Here is a 17,335-nt window from a genome sequence, read left to right on the forward strand (position 1 = left end):
GCTCTCATCAACCCGCCGCCCGTGCCGAAAAAGCGCGGCAGACCACCAGGATTGAAAACCGATCGCGACAACGGCTGATCACCGAAATTAAACCCATCAAACTCGGGAAAATTCGATGCCCACATTTGCGGAAAATCCGGCGGCCATTGACACGAGCCTCGTCCGCCCGGGGAAGGCTGTTCAAGATACATTGTGCGATGCTCAGGACAAATGCGGCACGTTCCCGCTTCCCGCATGCCTACCGGCTCGCCGGTGCGCGGCCATAAAGCAAGAGCATGAAGATGATCACCAGGCCGTAGATGATCTGGCGTCCGGCCTCGGGCATCTGCGTGACGGACAGGATCGATTGCAGCAGCGTGATGAGGATAACGCCGGCGACAGTGCCGAGATAGGATCCCCGCCCGCCGAGGATCGAGGTTCCGCCAAGCACGACAGCCGCTATGGCAGGAAGGAGGTAGGCATCGCCCATGGATTGCGCGGCCTTGGAAGCATAGCCTGCGAGCAGGACCCCGCCAAACGCCGAGAGCCCGCCCGAGGCGGCAAAGGCAGTCATGACGATGCGGCGGGTACTGATCCCGGAAAGATAGGCCGCACGCTCGCGGTTGCCGATGCCGTAGACCGCCCGCCCGAAGCCCGTCCGGCGCAGAAGGAAGACCATCGCCGCACCGATCAGTGCCCAGATGAAGACGCCATTCGGGATGCCTGGGATCAAGGCGCCGGTGGCGAGATAACGCATGGCCGCGGTGGCGGAATCCTGCGGCGAGAAGCCACCCGTATAGACCACCATTACCCCTTGAGCGACGGCATTGGTCGCAAGCGTCACGATCATCGAGGGAATGCGCAGATATGCCACCCCGACGCCGTTGACGAGACCGATGGCGATACCGCACAGGATGCCGAAGGGAATGGCAAGCGCAGTGCCCAAGGGGCCGTAGGCCGCAGCCGCACAGGCCATCATCGCGCCCGTTGCCACGGTCCACGGCACGGAAAGATCGATCTGCCCGAGCAGGATGACGAGCATCATGCCCGTGGCGATGATGCCGAGGAAGGAAGCGACCTTCAATTGCTGCAGCAGATATTCCGGTGACAGGAAGCTGCGCGAATAGAAGCTGCCAAGGATGAGAAGCAGCACGATGCAGCCGAACGCTGTGAGCACCGCCGGATCGAGGCTACGCATGAAACCCGGCTTCCGCTCCGCTGCCTGCGTCATCGCCGTCTCGCTCACAGGAACCACTCCAATCGATTGCGTACGCGGAAGAGGGCGAGCGCGCCAAGGCTGACGGCCGCCAGCAGGATCAGTCCCTGGAACAGCGGCTGCCACAGCGGATCGAGATCGAAAACGAACAGAAGGTCGCCGATCGTCCGGAACGCCAGCGCGCCGAAGACGGCGCCGATGGCGCTGCCCTTGCCGCCAAACAGCGACACGCCACCCAGCACCACGGCGGCAATCGAAAACAGCGTGTAGGCATTGCCGCTCGCAAGGGCCGCGTCGCCGGTATAGGTGAAAGAGGTGAGGAACAGCCCGCCGAGGGCAGCCACCAGGCCCGAGAGCGTATAGGCAAGCAGCTTGCCGCGGCGGATCGGCATACCGGACATGTAGGCCGCAGTCTCGGAAGAGCCGGCGGCGTAGGCCGCGCGGCCATAGACCGATCGGCTGAAGGGCACCCATATCAGGATGACCACTGCCGCGAGTGCCACAAGGCTCGCAGGCACGACACTGAAGATCCGTCCCGTCAGGGCATCGGCGAGTTGCTCGTTGACGGATCCTCCCGGAAAGGGCCGCAGCAACAGGGCGATCCCGAAATAGACCGCTCCCGTGGCGATCGTCGCCACAATCGGCTGCAGGCGTCCGTATATGACGATGGCGCCGTTGGTTGCCCCGCACAAGGCACCCACGGCGAGGACAACGACGACGCCTAGGGCCGTCTCGAGCGGCGAGCCCACGACCAGCCACGACGCAAGACAGTTGGTGAGCAGGAAGATCATGCCGACGGAGAGGTCGATGCCTGCGGTGATCACGACCATGGTTTGAGCCATCGCGACGAAGGCGAGCAGCACCCCCTTGTTGGCCGCCGTCTGGATGACATTGGCGGTGAAACCGGCCGGATGGTTCGCGGTGTAGATGATGAACATCACCACGAAGATCGCCAGCGCCATCAGCGTGCCCCGGTGCTCCGCCAATCGGTATTCCCAGTCCTTCATTGCGCCGGCTCCCGCTCGGTTGGTTCTGCAGGCGGGATGTTGAGCGCGCTCGCTATCAGGGTACGCTCCGTTATCTCTGCTCCCGCCAGTTCCCGTTTCACCGCGCCGTCGTAAAGCACGAGGACGCGGTCGCAGCAGCCGATGAGCTCGGCATAATCGGTCGAATAGAACAGGATGGCCGCGCCTTCGTCCGCGAGGCGCCGCAACAGCAGGTAGATCTCCTGCTTGGTTCCCACGTCGATGCCGCGCGTGGGATCGTTCAGCAGAATGATGCGCGGCTGCCGCATCAGCCATTTCGCGATGACGACCTTCTGCTGGTTGCCGCCGGAAAGGGCGCCGACGGGCCCGTCAATGTTCCCCGCCTTGATGGCAAGCAGCGTCATCATCTGGTTGATGGCGCTCTCCTCCTTCGCGCCGTCGATGATCCCTGCGCGTGTCAGCCGGTCGAGAGACGCGAGCGAGAGATTGTCGCGCACCGTCATCGGCAGCATCAGCCCCTCGGTCTTGCGGTCCTCGGGGATGAGCGCCATGCCGATGCCGTGCCGGCGCGCCTGCGCGGGGCTGCCGATTCTGACCGGGCTGCCATCGACAAGCACCGTGCCGCGCAGCGCGCGCAGGACCCCGAACAGCGCCAGAAGCAGGTCGCGCTGCCCCTGCCCGTCCAGTCCGCCGAGGCCAACAATTTCACCCGCATGCAGCGAAAACGAGATGTCGTGAAGGCGGTCCGCCCAGGAAAGGTCTCGTACCTCAAGGACGGGTGCGGTTTGCGCGCTCCGAACCGGCTTTGGCGGATAGACGCTGTGATACTCGCGGCCGATCATCATCTCGATGACCTCCGCGTCGCTCCTGGAGCCCGCCGCATAGCTCGCAACCTTGCCACCATTGCGGAACACCGTGCAATCGTCCGCAAGTTCCGCAATCTCGTTCATGCGATGCGAGATGTAGACAAGCGCCAGCCCTTCCGCACGCAATCGCTTCAGCACCGCAAAGACTTTCGATACGTCGGCCGCCGTCAGCGCCGATGTCGCCTCGTCGAGGATAAGGATGCGCGGCTTGCGGGCCAGCGCCTTGGCTATCTCGACGATCTGCTGTCGCGACAGCGGCAGGTCCTTGACCAGCGCCAGGGGGTGAATGTCGGCGGCACCGGCGCGCGCCAGCGCCTCCTCTGCCAGGCGCCGCTGGGCCTTGCGGTCGATCATGCCAAACCGCGTCGGCGGATTGGAAATGATGATGTTGTCGGCGACGCTGAGTTCCGGGATCAGCGACAACTCCTGAAAGACGCAGGCGATGCCGGCGGCGTTGGCTGCGGCCGGCGAGGCGAATTGCACCGGCTGCCCAGCGAGCGTCATCTGTCCCTCGTCCGCAGCCACGACGCCTGCCATGATCTTGATGAGCGTCGACTTGCCGGCGCCGTTCTCGCCGAGAACGGCGTGGATGGCCCCTGTCCTGACAGACAGTTCGGCATTTTCAAGCGCTCGAACCCCGCCATAGCGTTTCGATATCCCTTCCATGCGAAAGAGCGCTGCGCCACTTTCCATTGCTTTCTCCGGGAACCGTTGCTGGCGACGGGCATCGCAAGACTGCGCGATGCCCGATCCTGGTCGAACTACTGGTTTTCCTTGCTCTGCTTCATGATCTCCTGGGCGGAGAAGTTGATCCCGCAGGTGGGGAAGGAATTGCCGACGAAGAAGTTGTCGGACTCGGATTGGAAGTAGTCCTGGCCATCCTTGAAATTCGGATCTTCGACAATAGCCAACGGCAGCTTGACCGACTGCGGCACCACTTGCCCCTCGAGCGCGGCGATCGCCGTCTTGATGGCGACGGCCACCTGTGCGGGTCCGGTTCCGGCCGACGAGCATTTCAGGCCATCGGCGGCATGAGCGGCGCAGAACTTGCGAAACCCGTTTTCGGTCTCGCCACCGAACGGTACGAACGGATGTTTGGCGTCGATCATCGCCTGGACGATGCCGGTATCGCCGCCCTGGCCAGTAATGCCGTCAAAGGGACCGCTGGTGGCGATCGCATCCGCCGTCACCTTCTGGGCGACGCCGTCATCCCACTTACCCATGACCTCGACGACCTCGAAGTTCTTGCCCGACGCCTGCAGCTTCTCGTGAATGCCCTCGTGCCGGTCGGTATCGACCGACGTGCCGGCAACACCGCGCACCTCCAGCACCTTGCCGCCGTTCGGCAGATGTTTGACGAGCCAGTCGCCCCACAGTTCGCCAAGCCCCTTCTGGTCGACGTTGACGTTGATCGCGTCCTCGGTGTCGAGGATGTTGTCGAAGGCGACCAGCACAACGCCTGCTTCCTTCGCCCGCTTGATGACGGGCGCGAAGGCTGTCGGGTTCTGGGCGTTGACGACGATGGCGTCATAGCCGGAATCGATGAAGTTGTTGATCGCCGAGATCTGAGCGGGCACATCCTCACCCGTCGAAACGACCTTGAACTCCTTCAGCTTGGCCGCCACGTCTGGCTGAGCTGCATAGGCCTTTGCCGTCTGCACCATCTGGATACGCCAGGTGTTGGCGATGTAGCCGTTCGCAAGCGCGATGCGATACGGGCCGTCCTTTTTTGGAAACTTGAAGAATTTTGTGTCCGCCGACCACGGCGTGAAGCATTCCGGCTCCGCCGCAGGTCCTGACACGACTTCCGGCTCTGCATAGGCGGCCGAGCCCAACATGAAAAAGGCAGTGGCGGCAACGATGCCGCCAGCGAGTGACTTCACCATCGACATTTCCTCCCATGGGCGCGCCACTGGTTTTGCTCTCCGGCCCGAGGATGAACTTTCCTCGAACGGCACGAACTCCTCTGGCACCGGCACGCTGAATGCCTGCTTTCATCATTGACGAGGCGTCTGGTCTCCTCCCGAAAACACCCATGTCATATAATTAGGTAGCGCTACCACAGAAGATTGTAAAGTAACATTTGCGGATTACATGAGAACAGAATATGCCTGTTTTCAGGTGATTTTTGACCTGTAAACCCGCACTAGAGCAAGATGCTCTATTCCTTCCCATATGATAGCGCTATCATATGTCCGCATCAAAGGTGCGATCGCCGCCGCATGAGGGGGAACCATGGCCGAGGACTTCGAGATCGTGGACCAGCGCTTTGCCCGCCTGGTCAACCACAGCGCCCGGGTGGAGCAGCTCTATACCGGCTGTCGCTGGGCGGAAGGGCCCGCCTATTTCGCCGCCGGGCGCTACGTCGTGTGGTCGGATATCCCCAATGACCAGATGCTGCGCTATGACGAGACCGACGGACATGTGAGCATCTTTCGCCAGCCGTCGAACTTCTCCAACGGCAACACCACCGACCGGCAGGGTCGGCTGGTGACCTGCGAGCACGGCAGCCGCCGCGTGAGCCGTACGGAACATGACGGGAGCGTCACCACCGTTGCCGATCGCTGGAACGGCAAGCGGCTCAACTCGCCGAACGACGTCGTCGTGCGGTCGGACGGGTCGATCTGGTTCACCGATCCCGCCTACGGCATCGAGTCCGACTACGAGGGACACAAGGCCGAAAGCGAGATCGGCGCCTGCCACGTCTATCGTGTCGACCCGGCGACGGGCGAGGTCGCCGCCGTGATAACCGACATGGTGCGGCCGAATGGCCTTGCCTTCTCCCTTGACGAAAAGCGGCTCTACGTCGTCGACACCGGCCGCACGCACGGGCCTGACCATCCTGCGCACATGCGCGTCTTCGATGTGAATGAGGCGGGCGGAGTGTCTGGCGGGCGCGTCTTTGCCGATTGCACCGCCGGTCTCTTTGACGGCTTCCGCCTGGATGACGAGGGCCGGATCTGGACGAGCGCGCGAGACGGCATCCATTGCTACCACCCGGACGGTACCCTGCTCGGCAAGGTGAGGGTACCGGAGAATGCCGCCAACTGCGTGTTCGGCGGGGCCAAACGAAACATCCTCTACATCTGCGCGACCAGTTCGCTTTATGCGGTTCGGCTGATGGTCAACGGTGCAAAACTCTATTGAGACGGGAGGTCAGCAATGCCGTTTGTGCGCATCACCATCGTGCGCGAAACCCTCGCCGATGATCCTTCAGGCAAGAAGGCTGCAATAAGCAGCAAGGTCGCGGCAGCGATTGCCGAGGCAACCGGACTTCCCGAGCGCGAAATCTCCATCGTCTTCGATGAGGTCGAAGCAAGGGACTGGTATGTCGGCAGCACCGATGTCGAGACCTTGCGCTGGCGCAGCGAGCAGGAGCCAACGTGACGGACGACACCGTTTCCAGGGACCGGGGGCGCAGGGCGAGCCGGCGCGGCAGCGGCAGGCCGACCATCGCCGACGTCGCGAAGTTGGCCGGCGTCGCCGCGATCACCGTCTCGCGCGCCCTGCGCGACCCGTCCCTCGTTTCGGCCGAACTGCGTGCGGAGATCGATACGGCGGTACTCCAGCTCGGCTATGCACCCGACCCCAATGCGCGCGCGCTCGCGTCCTCCCGCACCGATGTGATCGGGGTTCTCGTGCCATCGCTGACGAACATCGTCTTTGCCGACATCGTGCGAGGTATCTATGACGGGCTCGGCGACGGACCGCTGCAGATACAGATGGGCAATACCCACTATTCTCCGCGGGAAGAGGAACGCCTGGTCCGCATGTTTCTGAGCCAGCGGCCTTCGGCGCTGATCGTATCCGGCATCGACCAGACCGAGACGACCCGCAAATTGCTCGAGAGCGCAGACTGCCCGATCGTGCAAATCATGGAACATGGCGACGACCCGGTCGACATGCTGGTCGGCTTTTCCCATTTCGAAGGCGGCAAGGCGGCGACCAACCATCTGATCGAGACGGGATATCGCCGGATAGGCTTTATCGGCGCCCGCATGGATCCGCGCTCGCAGCGCCGCCTGGCCGGCTATCGATCGGCACTGGAGGCGGCACAGCTCTTCGACCCCAAGCTGGTAACCACCACGCTGACGCCGTCGCGCGTATCCCTGGGCGGGCAGCTCCTGGCCGATGCGCTGGCGAAGGCCGCTGATCTTGACGCAGTCTTCTGCAACAATGACGACCTTGCCATGGGTTTACTATTTGAATGCCAGCGGGCGGGGATCGCGGTACCGCACCGCATGGCAATCTGCGGCTTCAACGACCTCGACATGATGCGTGTAGCCTATCCCTCGCTAACCAGCGTACGCACACCACGCTATGAAATCGGCCTGCGCTCGGTGCAAATGGCGCTAGATCGACTTGCCGGTCGGCCGATTGCATCGCCGATCGTCGACTTGGGCTTCGAGCTTCAAATCCGCGAAAGCACGATGCGCTGAAACGATGTCGGAAACCTTGATGGCAGAGCGGCGAAAAGCGACCTTGCAGCTGGATCGGCTCTTCCGTGTAGAGCAGTCAATTTTGGTGGTTGATCGTCGACGCGAGCTTCGACAGCAATGCTATCATGCCGATCTCAACTGACGCCAAAGTTGATAATCCCCAAGCCGGCGACAGGCACATCACCTCTTGCGTGGTTGAAAGCAATCCCAGTGACGGCAATGCCGATTAATGTCCGGATCGCTATCGCCAGTTCGTACGCAAAATGGAGAATGCCACCAGCTTACATGATCGAGTGTGATGCCGCTTCGCGCCGGCCCAAAGGCGGCCCCAACTATCTTAGGCTTTGAGCGCCGAAGCTCAAGATAGTTGCGACGGAACCCATTCCAGGCGATTACATTTTGCGATCCTAAACGCACAATGCGGGAAAAAGCCTGCGCAACGCTCGTGATCGAGCCGCGCATGTCCCTGAACGCCAATCAGCGTTCAGGCAATCCTGCTTGCCGCAAACCCTCGGCCATTTGATCCTGCCACTGCGGTATATTTTGAAACCAAGGCAGCGCTCGATACCACTCGATGGTAAAGTCGGGCTCGGCCGCCAACAACTTCTGCGCAGCCGATCGGGCGGTCTCCAAGTCTCCGCTCATCGCCGACCAGGCGGCGAGGTGGCGATAGCACCAGGTCACGTCAGGATAAGTGTTGACGACCTGCTGGGCTATCGCGATGGCTTCTGCAAGAGACCCTTCCATGGCCAAGGAAAAGGCCATCCCCAATCTCATGTTAAACGCGAGCGGATCTCTTGGGCTTAGGGTCATCCCACGCTGAAAGCGTTCCGTTGCGCGAGTGGCTTCGTCCTTGTAGATCGCAAGCCAGCCGAAGCGCGCCCATGCCCAGGCATTGTTTGCATCGAGCGCAAGCGCCTTTTCGATAAAGGTAGTTGCGCGCTCCTGATCGCCGCAGATGCTCATTGCCGCGCCGGCTGCAGTCAGCGCGGTTGGATCGTCGCTGATCGACCCAGCAGCTTCAACCGCTGCGCGCGCCTTCACCAGCTCACGTTCCAGCTGTTGGGTCCATAGGTACGAGGCATTGGAAGCGTGGCACCACGCCAAAAGCGCATACGCGCGGCCATAATCAGGATCGACGGCGATCGCTTGCCGAAGCAGTTCGATCGCCTGGTTGTTGGTATCCTTGCGGCGGCCCCAAAGTTTCGGATAGGCGCGCATAACGAGATCATAGGCCCGCAGACTGGTCGGCGGCTTGCGTTTGGCCAGCTCGATCTCGGCATCGCGAATAGCCGGATGAATGGCGCCTGCCACCTGCGCCGCGATCCGATCCTGGAACGCGAAAATATCTTCGATTGCGCCCTCGTAACGATCGGACCAGAACTGGGTCCTTGTCTCCGCGTCGACCAGTTGCACGGAAATGCGCAGTCGGTCGCCGCCCCGGCGAACGGTGCCTTCGACCACATAATTGACGCCGAGTTCTCTGCCAACTTCACGCACGTCAACGAAGCGTCCCTTGTAGGTGAACGCGGACTGTCGCGCGATAACAAAGAAATTCCGCACCCGCGAGAGCGCGGCGGTGATTTCCTCCACAACGCCGTCCACGAAGTATTCGTCGCCCTGACCGCTGAGGTTGTCGAAGGGCATGACGACGATCGACGGCTGGTCCTTGCCACGGCGGGCCGCAAGTGATGGCATAGACACTATGCCGCCTTCGACAGGCGTCTCTTGCTGCCAATCGACCCGAAAGACAAAAATTGGCCGGGGGATATTCTTCAAGCTCCGTTCGCCCAGGCTGGTCAGCGTGAACGGCACCTTGCCGTCGAGATGTTCGCGCACCGATGCGGAAATGCAGATGCCTGACGGAGCGGCGATCTCCTGCACGCGGGCCGCGATGTTGACACCGTCGCCTAGCAGATCGTCTCCAGACACAACGACGTCACCCAGATTGACGCCAATGCGGAATTCCAGGCGACGATCGGGTGGGCGGTCTACGGAGAGACCGAAAAGACCGCGCTGGATTTCTACAGAGCATCGGACGGCCTGAACCGCACTTGGGAACTCGGCGACGAAGCCATCACCTGCGCTACCGAAGATACGGCCGCCATGCTCGCTAACCAATTCGTCGATCCGACCGCGGCATAGATCGAGCGCCCGAACCGTACCCTCCTCGTCGAGCGCTGCAAGGCGGCTGAACCCAGCAACGTCGGCCGAAAGGATGGCTGCAAGCTTCCGATCCACAACAGTGACTTCTCCAGCGGCTCGATTTTGTTGGCCATAGTATCGGCGCATTTTCCCATATCCACAGCTGTTTGTCGCCAGCGATCGGATGAAGGACAGCAGTCAGCGCAGCCATGCTCTATGACCGGTTTTCCATCCATAGCGACTTGCTGGTGGGCGCCTACCAGCCGGCTCACCGCTTAATCCCCTGTCGTGGATCTTTGCAACAAGCCAGTCCTATCCGTCAGCGGCTCGCAGGCCCAGAGCCTTCCTTCACTAATTCGTTCTGTTGGGAAGGTTTCACGGAACGGATGCATACTGGAAACGTTTTCCCGAAAATCGGCCGTGGAATGGGAACCCACCGCGAGGTTCGGAAGCCAGCCGGAGAATGCGTCTGACGACCCGCCGCTTTGTCGGAGAACCTAGAGAGTAATATGGCTAACCAGAATGATCGAAATGTAGCCGACGTGAGCAATGTGACAGTGTTTGGCGGAACGGGCTTTGTTGGGCGGCGGATCGTGAGCAGGCTTGTGGACAAGGGTATCGATGTACGTTCGGTCTCGCGTCATCCCCGTAAGAACAAGTGGGACAACGCGTCCGATCAGAGGCCATCTCAGCAGATCGAAGCAGATATACTCGTTCCATCCTCGATCGTCGCGGCCGTGGCTGGATCTCGCGCTGTTGTGAATGCAGTCAGCCTTTACGTGGAGCGCGGTAAGGAGACATTCGAGCGTGTCCATGTAGAAGCCGCAGCCGCTCTGGCGACCGCTTCGCGGGATGTCGGCGTCGAGAGGTTCGTCCAGATTTCCGGCATCGGATCGAATCCGAACTCCCGTTCGAATTACATCCGGGCCCGGGGCCGCGGTGAGGACGTGGTGAAGGCGGCGTTTCCAGGCGCAGTGATCGTCCGTCCCGCTGTCATGACGGGCCCCGACGACGCGTTCATCACAACGATCGCGAGGTTGGTACGCCTCCTCCCGATCTATCCGCTGTTCGGCGAAGGGGACACTCGGCTGCAACCGGTTTATGTCGAGGACGTGGCGGAAGCTGTGAGTCGCTTGGCCCTGGGCCAGAATCCCACGGGTGCATCAATTTTCGAGTGCGCCGGCCCGCGCATTTATTCGTACAGGGAATTAGTCCAGAAGGTCGCCATTCAATTCAAGGTGCGAACCAGGCTGGTGCCCGTGCCATTCGCGGTATGGAGTATGTTGGCAACTGTTGCAGAGTTTCTTCCCACAGGGTCACTCGCGCGGAACCAAGTCGACCTCATGCGTCATGACAATGTCGCGGCAATCGATCTGCCGGGTTTGAAAGAATTGGGCATCCAACCCCGCAGCGTCGAGGAAGTCGTCCGCATGCTCGCGAAGGCGGCTTAAGCCCAACCTCCGATGGAACCTATCCGCTGTTCGCGACGTTGGTCGGACTGAATAGGACAATACGGTCCTGGGCAGAGGCGACCAGTTCGGCCTGCATTGCAGCGTCCGGGATCATCGGGCATGGAGTCGAGCAGGGAGACACCATTTACTGCTGTGCGCATTGTGCCGAACAGGAGGGAGCCGACGCTCTTACCGATGGCGCGCCTTTAGGCCGTCTGCGTCCTCGTCGCTCGGAGAATGGAGGAAAAACCGGACGGCTCGATATTGGGGGAGAAACCGGACGGCTCGATATTGGGGGAGAAACCGGAGGGCTCACTCACACCTGCAAACTTCTTTCGCGTCCAATTGTTCCATCCGCCCCAAGCACCTGACTGATCACGTCGGCCAAGCCACATCCACTCTCAAATGCTAACGAGGTCCGGCCTGAGCCAAACAATGTTCCGATCTTCCAAGATTCTTTGCAACGGCCAGAACGAGGCTAAGACCCGTCGAAAGGCTCGCCGTTTGGATTCGGCGCCGGCGTTTCTCTTGTGTCACGGCACGGATGTTTGCAATCATCGGGTTCCGGTGTCGCTTCCTGGCGCACGGGGCGGCGGACCGGCTGCTTTTTAGGGGCGCCGCTCTCGGGTGATACAGCAATTTTCTTGGGCATAGCCAGTTACTCCGGTTTCAACAACAGGAAGTGGCTACCGGGGCTGAAGGTTCCGAGGCAAACCCGAATTGAGGCGGGCTCTTGAGGATAAGGTCGTTCGCGGCTGTCCGCTCGCTACGATCTGGAAGAGTTCAAAGATTTTTGGCGGTTAAATTGAGAATGAGCCTGACAGGATTTTTCATTTCAGTGAACTGATCCGGCATCTTGAGCGCAACGTCAGTGGAGTGGAGGAAGCTGGGCGGCGGGCGCTTGGAAGGGGCGAAGGGGGCGGCCCCCGGGTCCTCCTCGCCTTATGTAAATGCAGCTTAGGCCGCACCGACAAGATACTCGCTACCGTTTCGAGGCGATCTCACTCGAGAACTGCGGGCCCCCTCGCAAAATTCCTGCTGGATGAATTCAGGTCCGGTAATACGGATGAGTTGGCGTTAAGCGAGTGCGGGCGCTGGTTCTGCAAACGAGCGAGCCCCAGAAATCGCAGCGCCATGCGCGAACAGCAACCGCTGAGGCAAACGCGCCACTGACATCTACCTCACATTCGGCCCCATTTCGGGCTTTTCCTTTAGCTCAAAGATCCGATTGTCGACGAGGCGGCGGCATTAGCGCGAAAAAAGTGGCCTTCCTTTGGGGTTAAGGTTGCGGAAGGAAGGCCGCTAGTGTCCGTAGGTCATCCATGTGCCAGTATACGCTATGTTGGCAGAGTCCCGATCACACGTTGCCAATGAATTCGAACGCGACCTCATCAGCGCACGCGTCAAATCCGGTCTCGCCGCGGCAAGAGCGCAGGGAAAGCAACTAGGCCGCCGGATGGGGCAGCGTCCTAAGTCAGATCGCTCGCTCTTACAATTGCCGAAGACCCGCAGCTACCGCGGGATCGCGCGCGATATTCGCATTGGCAAGAATAGGGTTACTAACGTTGTGCAGCGATTTCGGGCGACAGAACCATCGGGGCGTCCCGCGGAATACCCTATCGGCTGCAATTGTTGCACTTGCGCGGCCTATCCGATCCGGACAACGGTTTGGGAGATGAACTGGAAGCGCGGAATCGCCAAGTTCTCCGGTGCAGGCCCCTTGCGGACGCGACCGGCGGTATCATAGTGCGACCCGTGACACGGGCAGAACCAGCCTCCGAAGTCGCCCGCCTGTTCTAGAGGCACGCACCCGAGATGCGTGCAGACCCCGATCATCACGATCCACTTCTCCTTCCCCTCTCCGGCAGAACGGGCAACATCGGTCGCGGGTTGGTCATCGGCAAGGTTGGCATTCCGGGCCAAGGGGTCCTTGAGGTCGTCAAGCGCAGTCGTCCTTCCCGCTTCGATTTCCTGCTGGGTGCGGCTGCGAATGAAAACCGGGCGACCGCGCCATTTGACGGTCAGTGACATACCCTCGACGAGCGAGGATACGTCCACCTCAATGGAGGCCATCGCAAGTGTCGAGGCGTCAGGACGCATCTGGTCGATGAATGGCCAGGAGGCGGCCCCGATACCCACTACACCTGTCATGGCTGTCACCAGATAAAGAAAATCGCGTCGGGTGGGTTCTCGCGTTTCATCCATAGCCATCATGCCGCCTTGCTCGCCCTGGGGGACAGGGAAACAAAAGGTTTTCCCGACAACCTCCCGAGATCGCCAAGTGTAACAATCCTCACAATTTTACATCGCCACCCAATTTCCTATAAGTCGCACGGCGTTTCGTGCTTATTTTCAATCTCTGGAATTGAATAGCTTACCACGTCCTCGGGAAGTTGACTTGAGTTCAGAAGCGGCAGGCCTGTTCTTGTCCTTCAATTTTTCCCGCCGGTCTTGAGGTCCAACTATGAGCGACAAGACCGACGCCCCGCACCCTCGCCAATGGCACGCCTGTCCAACGCAGGCACGCTAGCAATCGGAACAATGCTCGGATGAACCAGCGTTTTAAGGCATAGCGTTGTCAAATTGTGGAGGCACCCAACGCGGGCTCCGGACGGTCTGGTTACTCCAACCCCAGACCGTCTGGGTCTTCCCCTCAATTTCAGAGTTGAAACCTCCAGCCCCGCCGCATAATCGATGCGGGGCTAACGTCGGCCTATGCCGCCCGGGCCGGCTGAGGGTTAGGGGCTATGAGCGAAGATCCTGGATTTCGCACGGCATTATGATCGGGATGCGCTGAAGGTGGGAGGTAACACGAAAAAGGGCGGCCTTTCGGGTTCTGTGTCGCAGAAGGCCGCCAGCAATGTCAGAGCCTCACCGCAGATGCTCGCCGGTTCAGGCCGGTTCAAAGCCAAGCACTAAGTCAAAGACCTTCGCCGATGACAACTCGCATGGCTTGCGGATGCACTCTCGCCTGACACCACTTAGAGGGTGAAGCTGACGACATCCGTTCCGCCGAGTTCCTTGCCATAAAGCCACGCTCGCTTGCCATCGGCTGAGTGTCTGATGATCCCGGCCCATCGGCAGCCTTGGAGAAGTCCGGCCACGCGGCCGTCGGGAAGCTTCGTCAGCGCCTTCTCGAACTTCACCAGAGGATCCGACGATAGCTTAGTCGCCGATCGCGTCATGGCGCCAAACATTCGTCACAAATGCCACAACCGTCGGCGTCCATCCGCGAGGTTGAGCGCTTCTTATGACACAAAGGCAGATCCTCGCGTCTCGGGGGTGACCTTCATCGCGCTCTGGCGGGATGACTTCAATTTCGGGGACCGAAAGGGTTCTCGTTGAGAGCTGATCCATCTCGATGCTCCATGTCGAGGATGGAAAAAGAGATAGTAAGCTTCGAGACGGACGCAAGGTGCTGGCGAACCAAGCCGCAATACATTCCAGGAACGCGAGTTGCCAGAATATAGCGGCTGCTTCCCAAAGGTTGCTGACAACATCCGAAAAGAGCGGCGGCGGCGTTTGAGGAAGCTTATGCGGCACCCGCAATTGCGCGAACTGGTCATCGAGCAGCTGAAGGCATTTGGTCCCTCCGGCCGCCTGCTCACCGATGGCTTGAGCGCCGTGCGTGTCTGCACCGAGGCGATCTATCGCTTCAGCTACGGTAAGGAAGATTATGCGCTGGAGCTCTATCGGCACTTACCGGAAGACCGCCGCAATCGGCGCCCCGACCGGAGCCTGTGGATCAGTTGTCCAACACGCCGGAACAGGCGCCGTCAAAGCTCGTTATCTTTGCTGAAGCCCTGAGGAGCCTACCATGTCCGATTCACCAGACTTTCCACTCCTTGCAGATGAAATAGAAGCCGGACTGACGGCCTACATGACCGACCCGGACCTTACACCGCCACCTGCCGGCCGTGCCGCCGCGGTTGAGAGCATTTTGCGCGACTGGCTTGTAGCACATGGGTACATGGCGGAGGTGTCGGAGCCCACGCCGGTTCGGTTGGACACGAAAGGCGTGAATCGCGAGGAAGTACAGTACCCAGGCTTTATCAAGTAATAATATTGCGGATTGATGATTGGCGCAGAAAATCCGCTGCGCCCAAATCATCTGCAAGACAAAAGGCAAGAAAACCCATTCACATCTGCATAGATGTAAGTATTTGGGCGGGCCCTTAGCGGCAGCTGCGCCGACCCGGCCCGGTGGAGGGATCACTGCGGCAGGCCGCGATGGTTTGTGATAGATGAGGGACGTGCTGAGATCGACCGCATCGATACTTGGCGGTATTGGAAGGATCATTGGCAGGACGCTAGGGATCGCAATTGTTCGGCACCTCCTAACCGCTCATTTTCTTGGATGGCGCATACCGTGGGAACTCAACCAGGCGCTACTAACGCATTTCATGTAAGCATGCGCAGCAGTCAGGTCTGCGCGTGAGAAGTGCCATCAATCTTATCTTTCAAACCGACGCACTGAGTTGGCACTAGTCCGCCGGGCCTTCTCCGATTGCTCGGGCAGGACGGAATGCGATGCCGATTGCGTTCGCCCCCCGTTAGTTTCTTGAGTTCGACGATGAACGCTGGGGCATCACAGCCAATACAGAGACGACCAGCATCGTCATTAATGCTGCGGCAGCTGCGCGGTATCCTCCCACCGCACGCTCCCATTGGCGATAGACCGGCCACGTCGAGTCACAGATCACCGCAGCCCACAATATTGCCGACAAGAAGGGCGAAAGGACCAGGGCGCAGGCTAGAACCAGCAGTGCAAGCGCACTAAAACTGAGAACGGGCCCAATCAATCTGCGAAGGTCTGACATTGTCCGGTCCGCCTCGTCCTGCCCCTCGCCGTTCTGCGCGAATTATGAGCGGCGCGTGGGTATGGCAAGCCGAATTGACCCACTCGCGGAAAGGCTCCTAATTTAAGCCAGAGTACCGGGACACGCCGATTGTTGCACGGCGGTTGCGTCGTTGTCGGCCACGTCGAAACGCAACCTTTTAGATCCCATAGCCGCGTTGGTGCTCGGGCGACATTTCCGTCTCTATCCGCTGTTGCGCCTGAGCAGGTCATGCACTCGGACGCCCTACAGCTTCTATCGCTTGAACGATCACGGCATCGCCCGCAAGACGTGCGTCGTTGCTGGCGCGCTTCGAATTTCGCTTGCGCGGGCCGGTCTGGCGTTCGGTATCCGTTGGAGCATGGACATGCGATTGAAACACATAGTCATACAAAAGGAGCCTGACGGCGCCCTGCACGGATGCTCAGGGCACCGTCAGTCGATCACATAGGATCGTTTCCCTTCATCGCGTTCGACATATGGGTCTTGCATTTGTCAGAATCATTCGACGCAAGGGCTTCTTTCGCCATTGTCAATTCCTTGTTGGCGTAGTCCTTTTTCATTTCATCGGTAATGGCCTTCACGTCTGTCTCAAGCTTCGCCATTGCCGCCTGGTTACAGGCGATGTCGGCCTGCGCAAAAGCGGAAGGCGCGACAAAAATGCATAGGGCCGCTGCGGCAATCATTTTCTTCAGCATGTTACGCTCCTATTTGAGAACTCCTTCAACATCGGCCAAACAAGGAAGCGTCATCAACGTTCCTCGTCGAAAACACACGTCGTCGTGATCACAGGACGAATGAACGGCAGGGCCGCGAATCTCTCTCGGGATTGCACCGATGGAACGCCAGCGAAATCGTCTCTTTCGTACCTCGAAGTTCGCAACTTCCCGCGACCTGAAACGGAACGCAAAAACAAAGGACGGTTCCGAGAGTCAGTTCGTGCTGTTTCCGGGCATCACCGGGGCCGCTCGGGATCGATGCTCAGACTTGCAGGCTCACGCTGCATGAGCGTACCGGGCTCTGGCAGCAACGCTGCCAGAGCCCGGTCGCGCGCGGTTTGACCGGTTAAGAGCCTCGCCTCAGAGGATCAGCATCGCGTCGGCCAACGGCCGGGATCCGGGAGCCTAGGCCCGGCAAGCCGCTCCGCGTGACCGAGGAATCGCAACGAAAGGTAACCCTCGGCAGCTCGCCCTTACCTAAATTCTACACTCATAGATGCCGCGTGGTAATTGACCCGCATTTGGCCCGTTCCGGCCATGCCCGCCCGCATAGCAGTCCGACTGCTTTCAGGAACTGAAAGCGCGGGGTGTAGACGACCGGCATGGTGAAGGGTTTCGGGTGCCGTCAGGCGTACGAAAGCCTCTCATGCAGGAACCCGCGGTCGGCATTCCGTGAGCTATGGGGTTTTGTGTATC

14 protein-coding genes and 2 pseudogenes are annotated in these 17,335 nt (G+C 60.2%); 6 read left to right on the forward strand and 10 right to left on the reverse strand.

Annotated features, from left to right (window positions below; translation table 11 throughout):
* The 5 genes from ABIE33_RS35235 to ABIE33_RS35255 all read right to left on the reverse strand — a co-directional run.
* The coding region (locus tag ABIE33_RS35235) for a hypothetical protein (protein ID WP_429133685.1) at positions 1-191 on the reverse strand (191 nt) is incomplete at its 3' end.
* A gap of 47 nt (positions 192-238) precedes the next feature.
* The gene (locus tag ABIE33_RS35240; protein ID WP_429133709.1) at positions 239-1,210 is read right to left on the reverse strand and encodes an ABC transporter permease; all 972 of its coding nucleotides are present in this window, start codon (positions 1,208-1,210) and stop codon (positions 239-241) included.
* A gap of 11 nt (positions 1,211-1,221) precedes the next feature.
* The gene (locus ABIE33_RS35245) at positions 1,222-2,202 is read right to left on the reverse strand and encodes an ABC transporter permease (RefSeq protein WP_429133686.1); all 981 of its coding nucleotides are present in this window, start codon (positions 2,200-2,202) and stop codon (positions 1,222-1,224) included.
* A complete protein-coding gene (locus ABIE33_RS35250; RefSeq protein WP_429133688.1) occupies positions 2,199-3,740 on the reverse strand; it encodes a sugar ABC transporter ATP-binding protein in 1,542 nt (513 codons plus the stop codon). Before ABIE33_RS35250 ends, ABIE33_RS35245 begins: the two co-directional genes overlap by 4 nt.
* 68 nt (positions 3,741-3,808) lie before the next feature.
* Positions 3,809-4,933 carry a sugar ABC transporter substrate-binding protein gene (locus tag ABIE33_RS35255; protein ID WP_429133690.1) on the reverse strand — a complete coding sequence of 375 codons (1,125 nt, stop codon included), beginning with the start codon at positions 4,931-4,933 and terminating at the stop codon, positions 3,809-3,811.
* A gap of 349 nt (positions 4,934-5,282) precedes the next feature.
* On the opposite strand from ABIE33_RS35255, the gene ABIE33_RS35260 reads away from it, so the two are divergent.
* The 3 genes from ABIE33_RS35260 to ABIE33_RS35270 are packed head-to-tail and all read left to right on the forward strand — an operon-like array spanning position 5,283 to position 7,486.
* Entirely contained in the window at positions 5,283-6,194 is a 912-nt protein-coding gene (locus tag ABIE33_RS35260) for an SMP-30/gluconolactonase/LRE family protein (protein WP_429133692.1), read from the forward strand.
* Positions 6,195-6,209: 15 nt separating this feature from the next.
* Positions 6,210-6,434 (forward strand): tautomerase family protein, encoded by a 225-nt coding sequence (locus tag ABIE33_RS35265; RefSeq protein WP_429133694.1) that lies wholly within the window; start codon positions 6,210-6,212, stop codon positions 6,432-6,434.
* Positions 6,431-7,486, forward strand: a complete 1,056-nt coding sequence (locus ABIE33_RS35270) for a LacI family DNA-binding transcriptional regulator (RefSeq protein WP_429133695.1) — start codon at positions 6,431-6,433, stop codon at positions 7,484-7,486. The genes ABIE33_RS35265 and ABIE33_RS35270 overlap by 4 nt, the downstream gene beginning before the upstream one ends.
* 477 nt (positions 7,487-7,963) lie before the next feature.
* On the opposite strand, the gene ABIE33_RS35275 is transcribed toward ABIE33_RS35270, so the two are convergent.
* Complete coding sequence (locus tag ABIE33_RS35275; protein ID WP_429133697.1) at positions 7,964-9,778, reverse strand: adenylate/guanylate cyclase domain-containing protein; 1,815 nt, start codon at positions 9,776-9,778, stop codon at positions 7,964-7,966.
* Between the two features lie 362 nt (positions 9,779-10,140).
* Between ABIE33_RS35275 and ABIE33_RS35280 the strand changes: the two genes are divergently transcribed.
* Positions 10,141-11,082, forward strand: coding sequence for a complex I NDUFA9 subunit family protein (locus tag ABIE33_RS35280; protein WP_429133699.1), 942 nt, complete (start codon positions 10,141-10,143; stop codon positions 11,080-11,082).
* 1,647 nt (positions 11,083-12,729) lie between these two features.
* Here the strand turns inward: ABIE33_RS35280 and petA are convergent.
* Together petA and ABIE33_RS35290 are read right to left on the reverse strand one after the other, a co-directional pair.
* Positions 12,730-13,293 carry a ubiquinol-cytochrome c reductase iron-sulfur subunit gene (gene petA / locus ABIE33_RS35285; protein ID WP_429133701.1) on the reverse strand — a complete coding sequence of 188 codons (564 nt, stop codon included), beginning with the start codon at positions 13,291-13,293 and terminating at the stop codon, positions 12,730-12,732.
* A 770-nt stretch (positions 13,294-14,063) separates the two neighbouring features.
* Positions 14,064-14,228, reverse strand: coding sequence for a hypothetical protein (locus ABIE33_RS35290; RefSeq protein WP_429133703.1), 165 nt, complete (start codon positions 14,226-14,228; stop codon positions 14,064-14,066).
* 277 nt (positions 14,229-14,505) lie between these two features.
* Here ABIE33_RS35290 and ABIE33_RS35295 point away from each other — a divergent pair.
* Both ABIE33_RS35295 and ABIE33_RS35300 read left to right on the forward strand, forming a co-directional pair.
* A pseudogene (locus tag ABIE33_RS35295) lies at positions 14,506-14,811 on the forward strand (IS30 family transposase); the annotation flags it as partial.
* 88 nt (positions 14,812-14,899) lie between these two features.
* Entirely contained in the window at positions 14,900-15,142 is a 243-nt protein-coding gene (locus ABIE33_RS35300; protein ID WP_429133705.1) for a hypothetical protein, read from the forward strand.
* Between the two features lie 535 nt (positions 15,143-15,677).
* Here ABIE33_RS35300 and ABIE33_RS35305 read toward each other — a convergent pair.
* Positions 15,678-15,902, reverse strand: a pseudogene (locus ABIE33_RS35305) (AI-2E family transporter); the annotation flags it as partial.
* A 461-nt stretch (positions 15,903-16,363) separates the two neighbouring features.
* On the reverse strand, positions 16,364-16,618 hold the full coding sequence (locus ABIE33_RS35310) for a hypothetical protein (protein ID WP_429133707.1): 255 nt from the start codon (positions 16,616-16,618) through the stop codon (positions 16,364-16,366).
* Positions 16,619-17,335 lie beyond the last annotated feature (717 nt).

This window comes from Ensifer sp. 4252, assembly GCF_050434565.1.
In the GTDB taxonomy this organism is placed as follows: Bacteria; Pseudomonadota; Alphaproteobacteria; order Rhizobiales; family Rhizobiaceae; genus Ensifer.

Excerpts from the sequence above, each read along its gene's own strand:
- ABIE33_RS35240 (WP_429133709.1), bottom strand. The coding sequence starts at position 1,210 with ATGACGCAGGCAGCGGAGCGGAAGCCGGGTTTCATGCGTAGCCTCGAT.
- ABIE33_RS35245 (WP_429133686.1), bottom strand. The coding sequence starts at position 2,202 with ATGAAGGACTGGGAATACCGATTGGCGGAGCACCGGGGCACGCTGATG.
- ABIE33_RS35250 (WP_429133688.1), bottom strand. The coding sequence starts at position 3,740 with ATGGAAAGTGGCGCAGCGCTCTTTCGCATGGAAGGGATATCGAAACGC.
- ABIE33_RS35255 (WP_429133690.1), bottom strand. The coding sequence starts at position 4,933 with ATGGTGAAGTCACTCGCTGGCGGCATCGTTGCCGCCACTGCCTTTTTC.
- ABIE33_RS35260 (WP_429133692.1), top strand. The coding sequence starts at position 5,283 with ATGGCCGAGGACTTCGAGATCGTGGACCAGCGCTTTGCCCGCCTGGTC.
- ABIE33_RS35265 (WP_429133694.1), top strand. The coding sequence starts at position 6,210 with ATGCCGTTTGTGCGCATCACCATCGTGCGCGAAACCCTCGCCGATGAT.
- ABIE33_RS35275 (WP_429133697.1), bottom strand. The coding sequence starts at position 9,778 with ATGCGCCGATACTATGGCCAACAAAATCGAGCCGCTGGAGAAGTCACT.
- ABIE33_RS35280 (WP_429133699.1), top strand. The coding sequence starts at position 10,141 with ATGGCTAACCAGAATGATCGAAATGTAGCCGACGTGAGCAATGTGACA.
- petA (WP_429133701.1), bottom strand. The coding sequence starts at position 13,293 with ATGGCTATGGATGAAACGCGAGAACCCACCCGACGCGATTTTCTTTAT.
- ABIE33_RS35300 (WP_429133705.1), top strand. The coding sequence starts at position 14,900 with ATGTCCGATTCACCAGACTTTCCACTCCTTGCAGATGAAATAGAAGCC.
- ABIE33_RS35310 (WP_429133707.1), bottom strand. The coding sequence starts at position 16,618 with ATGCTGAAGAAAATGATTGCCGCAGCGGCCCTATGCATTTTTGTCGCG.